This is a genomic window from Pseudoalteromonas undina, from assembly GCF_000238275.3.
Taxonomy (GTDB): Bacteria; Pseudomonadota; Gammaproteobacteria; order Enterobacterales; family Alteromonadaceae; genus Pseudoalteromonas; species Pseudoalteromonas undina.
The window spans coordinates 117,591-127,491 of sequence record NZ_AHCF03000001.1 but is presented as its reverse complement, the minus strand read 5'-3'; the positions used below and the strand labels follow the sequence as shown (position 1 = coordinate 127,491).

The window sequence follows — 9,901 nt, the reverse complement described above, 5'->3', positions numbered from 1 at the left end:
AACTTGAAATAAATGACTGTTCGAACAAAAATACAACTAAAAGCTCATTTTAACCACTAAAAACTCTGCGAAAGCCGGATTAACTAACTCACTTTAAGTTTCCAACCGCATTTTTTTTGATACTTAATCTCTTGATTTAGCTCACTTGCCATCAATGGGTGGTTTTTTAACCAGTTATTTTCAAATTGAATCACTAACTCTTCATTCTCAGCTGTTATCTTAAAGTTTGGCAACACATCATCTTGTCGGCGCATAGATAAAATAACGGCAATACGTAATAGTCGAACCATATATGCGGCAACAATACTATGTACACCTAGATGATCTAAGCATCCCTTTTGAAAGGTCCCAGCGATGACTATTAGCTATAGCAACGATCACTTTGTGTTCTGATTGTGAAAAACCGGGCATATCGGTATTTTCTAAGATATAAGCGGTATGTTTGTGGTACTGCTTATACTCTATTAATAAACCTATTTCATGCAGCTGCGCGACGGCATTCAAAAGCGGTAATCCGTTTTGTGCTTCAATCGGCCAATACTGACTGACTTCATTAGCTAACAGTGCAACTAAACTTGATACTCTAGATGCTTGTTTTTGATCAACATGATAACGGTTCATAAAACCATCAACGGTACGTTGGCGAATGTCGGTATTATGTAGCTCCGGTAGCATGCTATATAAAACACCTTCACGCAGAGCACCACCCGCTAACCCCATTTGTTCTATTTCTAGTGACTCAAACAGTGCAATTAAAATAGCCAGCCCAGATACAAACACTAACCGTCGCTCTTCACTTAACCCTGGTAAATCGAGTTCAGCTATTGTTTTATAAGCTATGGATTGTTGTTTGATGGTGTATAGCTTTTCAAGAGTGAGCATTTCATTTAAATTTTGTGCCACCATAATTTCTTGAATAGCTTGCACTGTACCTGACGCACCAGAGGCAAGTTGCCAACCAGCCGTTTTATATTCAGGTGCTATTTCATCAACAACATTTCGCGCTGCTTTTATAGCAGCATTAAAGTTTGCTTCATTTAATTGGCAATCTTTAAAGTAGCGTTCGAGAAAAGTCACGCAGCCAATATTAAGGCTCTTATAGTGACGCGCTTCAAAGCCTTGGCCAATAACAACCTCGGTACTCGCTCCACCAATATCAATAACCAGCTGCCTGCCAGTACATGAAGAGGTATGTGCAACCCCTTTATAAATCGTTCGTGCTTCTAGCTCGCCGCTAATAACATTAACTTTATGCCCTAATATTTCTTCTGCACGTAGTTTAAAGTCTTCGGCGTTGGTTGCTAAGCGAAGTGTTGCAGTGGCAACAATGGTAATGTTTTGCGTGGGAATATCTTGCAACCGCTCTGCAAACAAAGCCAAACACTCCCAGCCTCGTTGCATAGCCTCTAAGCTCAATAAATTATTATCATCAAGCCCAGCTGCGAGTCTTACTTTACGTTTGACGCGCCCTATAGTTTGCAGGCCGCCCGCCATTGATTTAGCAATAAGCATATGAAAGCTATTTGAGCCTAAATCAATGACTGCATATACATTTTTTTGCGGTTTAAGTTGCCCCACCGTTCAAAAACCTCTAGTTACAAATACAATCAAACTAACGGTCGGTTAAGACCGTCCTTTTTGGTAACCATTATTTGGGCGACGTCCGTTGTTATTACTACGATTACGTGGACCAGTAGAAAAATTACGTTTTCTATGAATAGTCGGCTTCGTTAAATCATCTAGCAATGCACTTTTATCGTAATGTGATAATGGAATGCTGTGCTCAATGTATTCTTCAATTTCATGAAGGTTATAAGCATATTGCTCACACGCAAAGCTAATTGCATGACCTGAAGCGCCTGCTCGAGCTGTACGACCAATGCGGTGAACGTAATCCTCGCAATCGTCAGGTAAGTCAAAATTAAATACATGACTTACTTCTGGAATATGCAAACCACGTGCAGCAACATCGGTAGCCACTAAAAAGTCTAGCTCGCCTTTACTAAATTGCGCGAGTATTGACTGGCGTTTCTTTTGGTTTACATCACCGGTGAGCATGCCCACTCGATGTCCGTCTGCTTTTAACCATGCATATACGGTTTCACAGCTATGCTTGGTATTAGCAAAAACAATGGCTTTCTCAGGCCATTCTTCTTCAATCAAGGTTAACAACAGCTTAATTTTATCTTCTTGTGAAGGATGAAATAGCTCTTCTTGAATACGTTTACCTGTTTTTACATCGGGCTCTATTTGCACATGCTCAGGGTTGGTCATGTGTTCAAATGCAAGCTCTTGCACACGGTACGATAGCGTAGCAGAGAATAATAAGTTTAAACGCTCTGACGTATCTGGCATACGACGGAACATATAACGAATATCTTTAATAAAACCTAAATCGAACATACGATCGGCTTCATCTAGCACGACTACCTCAATTTCATTAAGGGTGTAACAGCCTTGCTTATATAAATCGATTAGGCGACCTGTGGTGCCAATTAAAATATCAACGCCTTTTTCTAGTTGTGCACGTTGTTTTTCGTAATCTTCGCCACCATATACTAAACCTAAGTTAAGATTACAGTGCGGCGCTAAAATTTTTGCATCTTTGTGTATCTGAATCGCAAGCTCCCGAGTTGGGGCCATGATCAGGGCTCTTGGATGTTTACTAGGTGCTTTGCTAGATTGTAATAACCGGTGGCACGTGGCAGTTAAAAATGCCAACGTTTTGCCAGTACCTGTTTGTGCTTGGCCCGCAATATCGCGCCCTTCACAAATAAAAGGTAGGCATTTAGCTTGAATGGGTGTGCAATATTCAAACCCACTTTCGGTTAACCCGGCAACCACTTCCGGTGCAATAGCAAAGTCTGAAAACTTTTTATCGGTCAAATGTGTCTTAGTCATAGCGTTTAAGCATAACGTTTAAACTTGCAATAAGAAACAAGAGTGTTTAAATACGCACTAAATATTTCGCCTAACTAAACCGGAGAGCGCAATGAGCGAGAAAATAATCCAAATTACCGACGATAGCTTTGAAGCTGACGTATTACAATCAGACAAACCTGTACTAGTAGACTTTTGGGCAGAATGGTGCGGACCGTGTAAGATGATCGCCCCAATTCTAAGCGAAGTTGCTGATGAGTTTGATGGCCGTGTAACTATCACTAAATTAAACATTGACCAAAATGCAGGCACACCACCAAAGTTTGGTATTCGTGGTATCCCTACACTACTACTTTTCAAAGATGGTCAAGTAGCTGCAACTAAAGTAGGCGCACTATCAAAAACACAATTAGTTGAGTTTTTAGAAAATAACATCTAATAAGTGTTAATTAAAAAAAGGGCTCTCAGCCCTTTTTTTATAATTTATTTTGCAGAAGTACTGGACGCTGCTGTAATGACCTGCTAGTTTATAAAGCCAACTAATCCTTAGTTATATTCAACGAACCTCACTCAACGATCTAATAAAGCGATTTTGAGTATGACAACTGTAATAAAGAACCCACCAATATGCATTTACGCGAATTAAAAGACAAGTCTATAAAAGAGCTTGTAAACCAAGCTGAGTCCATGGGGCTCGAAAACGTAGCCCGTTTGAGAAAGCAAGATATCATTTTTGCAATTCTTAAATCACACGCCAAAGGCGGAGAGAATATCTTCGGTGGTGGTGTTTTAGAAATTTTGCAAGATGGTTTTGGCTTTTTAAGATCATCAGAAGCTTCTTACTTAGCAGGCCCAGATGATATTTATGTATCTCCGAGTCAAATTCGCCGCTTTAGTATGCGTACTGGCGACTCTATTTCAGGTCTTATTCGTCCACCAAAAGACGGTGAGCGTTACTTTGCTCTACTGAAAGTAAACGAAGTTAACTTTGATAAACCTGAAAACTCTCGCACTAAAATCCTTTTTGAAAACCTAACTCCCCTTCATGCAAACGAACGTTTTCGTATGGAACGTGGTAACGGCAGTAAAGAAGATATTACCGCACGAGTTCTTGATTTAGCATCACCAATTGGCCGCGGCCAACGTGGTTTATTAGTAGCACCGCCAAAAGCGGGTAAAACAATGTTGCTACAAAATATTGCGCAATCAATCACACATAATCACCCTGACGTTACATTAATGGTTTTACTTATTGATGAACGCCCGGAAGAAGTTACTGAGATGCAACGCCTAGTAAAAGGCGAAGTTATTGCATCAACATTTGATGAGCCAGCTTCTCGCCACGTACAAGTTGCGGAAATGGTTATCGAAAAAGCAAAGCGCTTAGTTGAGCATAAAAAAGACGTTGTTATTTTACTTGATTCAATCACCCGTTTAGCACGTGCATATAACACGGTTATTCCATCATCAGGTAAAGTACTAACCGGTGGTGTAGATGCTAATGCGCTACATAAGCCTAAGCGTTTCTTTGGGGCTGCACGTAACGTTGAAGAAGGCGGTAGCTTAACAATTATTGCGACGGCGCTTATTGATACCGGCTCTAAAATGGATGAAGTTATCTACGAAGAGTTCAAAGGTACAGGTAACATGGAACTACACCTTAACCGTAAAATTGCGGAAAAACGTGTATTCCCAGCTATCGACTTTAATCGCTCTGGTACACGCCGTGAAGAATTACTCACTAAGCCAGATGAACTACAAAAGCTGTGGATTTTACGTAAAATAGTACATGACATGTCAGAAATTGACGCCATGGAATTTTTAATTGATAAACTATCGATGAGTAAAACCAACGATGAGTTTTTTGATTCGATGAAACGTAAGTAAGCTAAACTCTAGTTAAATCAACGTTTTTAAATAAAAAAGACACCAAATGGTGTCTTTTTTGTTTTTAGAGTAGATTTATTTATTCGTATTTTTTAAACAGTGCCTGTAAGTTATTGACTAATGTTGTTAGCCTTTGTGTATTTATTTGTGGCTGAAGTAATTCATCGTCTAGCGCTTTTGCCGCTAAGGCTATGTCTTTAAACTCGAACATTTGTGCCGCCCCTAACACTCGATGGCTATCTTTTTGCAGCGCCTGATAATCAGCATCTTTAAAGTGTAGCTTAATAAGCTCGCTTTCTTCGGCTAAACTTTGTTGAAAGCTCGTTACTAAATCACTCATATCAACATGAATCTGTTCAGTTGATACCTCTGTACTTGCAGCATTTAAGTATTTTGCTAGCACAGTATAAAAAGACTCTTTATCGATTGGCTTTGCTAAATAGTCACTAAACCCAAGTGATAGGTAATGGTCAATTTCATGGCTCATGGCATTGGCCGTTAATGCTAAAATAGGCTGTTCATAACCACATTGCTTGAGTAGTTCAAACGCAGAAATACCATCCATAACAGGCATTTGAATATCTAACAGTACTAAATCTGGGTATAGCTTTAAACTTTGTTCTACTGCTTGCTCACCGTTTTCAACGGCAATCACTTCCAGCCCAAGAGAATGTAAATAACGACTGATCAGTTTGCGGTTATCACTGTGATCTTCAGCAAGAACCACTTTACCCGATAATAATCTATGTCGCTCATCTGACTTTGCTTGCTGATCGTCATGGCAAACTTGCTCTTCAACTTGTATACAGGGCAAATAAAATGAAAACTCACTGCCTTTTTTAAACTCACTCTGCACACTTATATAGCCACCCATCATCGCCGCCAATTGCTGCGACAAGCTCAAACCTAGTCCTGTGCCACCAAAACGTCGACTAATACTGTTATCGGCTTGGCTAAAACACTCAAAAATAAGTTTAAGTTGAGATGAGCTCATGCCAATCCCAGTGTCTTTAATCGAAAAGAGTAACCCTTGCTCGGTTTTACTAACACCAATAGTTACTTGCCCTTTATGAGTAAACTTAATGGCATTAGCACATAAATTAATAAGAATTTGTTTTACTCGCGTTAAATCTAATCGCGTAAAATAGGATTTTTCTAACTGGCAGTCTAAAACTAACGATAAACCTTTCGCTTTAGTTTGAGGAGAAAACATAGCGTGAATATCGTTGATAAGCTTCACCACATCAAAACAACTAATATTAAGTTCTAACCGGTTTGCCTCTATCTTACTTAAGTCCAACACATCATTAATCAAGCTTTTTAAATGCTCACTTTGACGTTGTATTACTCTAAGCTCATCTTGTAACTGTTCCGGCTTGTATAGACCATTAATAAGATCATCAGTTTGTGCCAAAATAGCAGTTAACGGTGTTCTTATTTCATGGCTTATATTCGCTAAAAACTGGCTTTTCACCTCGTTTGCTTCACGTAGCTCTTGCGCCACACTTTGTAGCTCTTTAGTACGCTGTTCAACTTGTTCGCTTAACTTTAACTTAGCTTGCTTTTCTGTTCGGCGCTTATAAACAGCAATTACCGTAATTAAAATTAATATGGCAACAATCACCAACAAAAACGTTAACTGTGAACGTTTAGCTATTTGCAATTCTTGTAAGTATTGTTGTTGTTTTAATTGTTTAATTTCTTGGTTTAGCTGATTCGATTCAAACTGGATTTGAAATTGACTGACCGCTTTTGAGGCTTCTTCGGTATTCACACTACGCTGATAATCAACGTACTGTTGGTGTAAATTTAGCGCTTTTTCATAATCCCCTAAGCTCGCATTTATTAGTGCTTCAATTCCTAAGCCATCTTTAATACGCATGCCATTATTGTACTCTTTGGCAAGGGTAATTGAGTGCTCTGAGGTTTGTTTGGCACTTTGCGTATCACCTTGTACAAATTGAACAATTGACAACACATGTAAAGCTGCCGCTAATAAAGACTTATTATCTGCCTCTATTGCAAATTGTTGGCCCGCATTAGCGTGATAAAAGGCAACATCAAATTTATTTAGCTTAAGGTTGATGGTGGCTAAGTTTGTATGCTTGGTAGAAAGTTGAAACGCATTATTAACGCTTTGATAGTAACGTAAGGCCAACTGATTATAATGCAGTGCTAATTGGTACTGTCTCGATTCTGTGTACGCCACCCCCATATTACCGTATGCTTGGGCAACACCGTCTTCATCGCCAAGTTCTTGAAAAACTTTTAAAACCTCACGGTACATCTCAAGAGCTGACTCATATCGAGAGAGACGAATATAAATACCAGCAATATTATGTAATATATCGGCCTTATCTTGTGCGCTCCCCTCTTTTTCATAAATTACTTTGGCTTGCTGATAATAATCAAGAGCTAGCTCCATGTTATACATATCAAAATAAGCAAGCCCGATATTACTAAGTAAATTAGCCTGTTTTATCGGACTTTTAAGCGCAATTGCGATGTTTAACGCGCGGCTATAATCAACGACCGCTTGTTGCACTAACCCTTGATAATAAAGCACAACTCCTTGCATTTTAATCGCACGAAAGAAAAGTTTAGGCTGATCTTTTAACGTACTATTGGTCTCTAGCAATTTAAAATATTTTAGTGCATTGGCTAAATCACTTTGCGCAAACGCCAGCTCAGCTAAATCGCTATAAATAGTAATGCGTTGTAAATTTGGAACATCAGGGTTCGATAAGATATCGGTTGCAAGGCGATGCTTTTCAGGCCATGCTTGTTCAAGGTTAAACTGCTCAAACAAACTTGGCTGCTCATTTGATAAAGCGTCATTTGATGCACTACTTAAAACAGCCAAAAGGCCAATAAAGCAGATGCGCTTTAACTGAGTCAGCATAAAAATATCCTTAAATCCTTGCTAGCCATAACAAAACGACACCCAAACCAAGTATAAACATCTAATTTAGACCAATTCAAAACAGGCACTCACGCCCACTCCTTGGGGTTTAATGTTGTTTGGGTATATGATAATTTATCCAAGATACACTAATTAATAGATTGTAAACAATGCTTAACCCTCTGATAGATGAGATTTTTGAACTATTAATCAATAAAAAAGTGTGGATGGTTCATACTTTAGCATCTGAGTTAAAACAACGTGGGTTTCTTGATACTTTAGCTGCCGAGCCTGAGCGCGACCTATTTAAGCGCAATTTTTTAATTATGAATGCGCTTTATCAGCTACAACAGCAATTAATGCCAAAACAACAATTAGTCGTTAAAAGCTTACATATTGAACTAGTAAACAGTTCCAGTTATAACCAACTACATCCTAACGATCCACTACGCGACTATTATTTAAACTGGCAAAATTTTGAAACATCTACGGATGAAGTCAAGGCGTTATTAGATAGCTTTTGGCAGCAATTTAGTCTGCCGACTCATCGCGAAATTCCGCTGAGTAATGAGCAGCAACAACAACTGCTGGTGCGTTGGCAATTAACATCGCCAGTCACACTAAAAGCATTACAAAAGCGTTGGCGACAACTTGCAGTGCAGCATCATCCAGATAAACAAGGAGGTGACAATGAGGTGTTTAAACAACTAAAAATAGAGTATGAGCAACTCAAGGCGAGTTGCTCAGATTAGATCGAGAGTTAACGCGTTAGCCGACGAGCACGAATTTTACGTCCTTTAATATTACCTTCGGTTAATTTGCGTAACGCTGGTTTAGATGAGTTACGCTCTACCGCAACAAATGCCACGTTATCAAGTACGTTGATTTTACCAACTTGGCGCCCAGCAACACCGTCTTTTCCGGTTAATGCGCCTAAAATATCACCCGCGCGCACTTTTTGCTTTTTACCCGCATCTATCATCAGCGTCACCATTTCAGGTTTGTATGGCGGCTTATCTAGTAGGTTATAAGATGGCATTGGCTCAGGAGTAAAGTCACGCTCGTAATGGTCGCCAATTTGAGCCACTTTAAATTGCTCTGCCTCACCATAAATAGAACACGCAACCCCTTTTTTACCTGCTCGCCCTGTACGGCCAACACGATGTACATGAGTTTGTGGATCGTGAGCTAAGTGATAGTTAATCACCATGTCCATGTCATCAATATCTAAACCTCGTGCAGCTACATCGGTAGCCACTAAAATAGACGCACTTTTATTCGCAAAATGAATCAGTGTACGCTCACGGTCACGCTGCTCTAAATCACCATGCAGCGCCACCGCACTAAAGCCTTCATCGGCTAAATCATCACATACTTGCTGCGTTTCAACCTTGGTATTACAAAACACCACACAGCTTTGCGGGGTAAATTTAAGAAGTAACAGCTTAAGCGTTGGATAACGCTGTTTATTATTATCCATTTTGTAGAAGTATTGCTTAATCGTGCTTTTTTCTTGCTGCTCTTCTACTTTAATCATTTCTGGATTACTAAGTACACGCTTAGCAATAGCTTCGATTGATTTTGGAAAAGTAGCACTAAATAACAACGTTTGACGATTGGTTGGAATGCGATCAATTATGGCATCGAGAGTGTCTTGAAAACCCATATCAAGCATTTGGTCGGCTTCATCAAGTACCAGGGTTTCAACATCATCTAAACGCAATGTACCTTTGCGAATATGATCGTCAACTCGCCCCGGTGTACCCACAATAATATGTGCACCATGTTCGAGTGAACCAATTTGCGGCCCAATTGAAACCCCACCACACAAAGTTAAAATCTTAATGTTATGAATACCACGCGCTAGTTTACGCATCTCAACCGCCACTTGCTCTGCAAGCTCACGAGTTGGGCATAATACTAGCGACTGAATACGAAAGCGTTTTACATTTAGCTTGGCTAAAACGCCTAAACTAAATGCCGCTGTTTTACCTGAGCCTGTTTTGGCTTGGGCAATAATATCTTTGCCACTTAAAACAGGCGGTAGGCTTTGCGCCTGTACAGGCGTCATTTGGGTGTAGCCAAGCGTTGATAAATTATCAACTAACCCTGAAGGTAAGGCCAACGATGAAAAAGCAGTTGCAGTCACAGTAAATTCCATAGCAAAAAATAACTTGAGAAAAGTCTCAATTAATATGCGGCTAATAATAGCAGAATTAACAATTAGCAACC

At 39.6% G+C, this 9,901-nt stretch carries 6 protein-coding genes and 1 pseudogene; 3 read left to right on the top strand and 4 right to left on the bottom strand.

The annotated features are described in order from the left end of the window. Nucleotides 1-83: 83 nt before the first annotated feature. A pseudogene (gppA, locus tag PUND_RS00610) lies at nt 84-1,578 on the bottom strand (guanosine-5'-triphosphate,3'-diphosphate diphosphatase). A 45-nt stretch (nt 1,579-1,623) separates the two neighbouring features. Then, the gene (gene rhlB / locus PUND_RS00605) at nt 1,624-2,901 is read right to left on the bottom strand and encodes an ATP-dependent RNA helicase RhlB (protein WP_010392673.1); all 1,278 of its coding nucleotides are present in this window, start codon (nt 2,899-2,901) and stop codon (nt 1,624-1,626) included. Between the two features lie 91 nt (nt 2,902-2,992). On the opposite strand from rhlB, the gene trxA reads away from it, so the two are divergent. Then, nucleotides 2,993-3,319 carry a thioredoxin TrxA gene (trxA, locus tag PUND_RS00600; protein ID WP_008109071.1) on the top strand — a complete coding sequence of 109 codons (327 nt, stop codon included), beginning with the start codon at nt 2,993-2,995 and terminating at the stop codon, nt 3,317-3,319. Nucleotides 3,320-3,507: 188 nt separating this feature from the next. Then, a complete protein-coding gene (gene rho, locus PUND_RS00595; RefSeq protein WP_010392671.1) occupies nt 3,508-4,767 on the top strand; it encodes a transcription termination factor Rho in 1,260 nt (419 codons plus the stop codon). A gap of 79 nt (nt 4,768-4,846) precedes the next feature. On the opposite strand, the gene PUND_RS00590 is transcribed toward rho, so the two are convergent. Continuing rightward, nucleotides 4,847-7,669: a tetratricopeptide repeat protein gene (locus PUND_RS00590; RefSeq protein ID WP_010392670.1), complete on the bottom strand. Its 2,823-nt coding sequence runs from the start codon at nt 7,667-7,669 to the stop codon at nt 4,847-4,849. A 170-nt stretch (nt 7,670-7,839) separates the two neighbouring features. Here PUND_RS00590 and PUND_RS00585 point away from each other — a divergent pair, with 170 nt between their 5' ends. Next, nucleotides 7,840-8,421, top strand: coding sequence for a DNA-J related domain-containing protein (locus PUND_RS00585; RefSeq protein WP_010392669.1), 582 nt, complete (start codon nt 7,840-7,842; stop codon nt 8,419-8,421). An 8-nt stretch (nt 8,422-8,429) separates the two neighbouring features. Here the strand turns inward: PUND_RS00585 and dbpA are convergent, their stop codons facing one another. Beyond that, nucleotides 8,430-9,818 carry an ATP-dependent RNA helicase DbpA gene (gene dbpA / locus PUND_RS00580; RefSeq protein WP_010392668.1) on the bottom strand — a complete coding sequence of 463 codons (1,389 nt, stop codon included), beginning with the start codon at nt 9,816-9,818 and terminating at the stop codon, nt 8,430-8,432. Nucleotides 9,819-9,901: the final 83 nt, after the last annotated feature.

Coding starts and splice junctions, on each gene's coding strand:
- PUND_RS00590 (WP_010392670.1), bottom strand. CDS start 7,669: ATGCTGACTCAGTTAAAGCGCATCTGCTTTATTGGCCTTTTGGCTGTT.
- trxA (WP_008109071.1), top strand. CDS start 2,993: ATGAGCGAGAAAATAATCCAAATTACCGACGATAGCTTTGAAGCTGAC.
- rhlB (WP_010392673.1), bottom strand. CDS start 2,901: ATGACTAAGACACATTTGACCGATAAAAAGTTTTCAGACTTTGCTATT.
- rho (WP_010392671.1), top strand. CDS start 3,508: ATGCATTTACGCGAATTAAAAGACAAGTCTATAAAAGAGCTTGTAAAC.
- PUND_RS00585 (WP_010392669.1), top strand. CDS start 7,840: ATGCTTAACCCTCTGATAGATGAGATTTTTGAACTATTAATCAATAAA.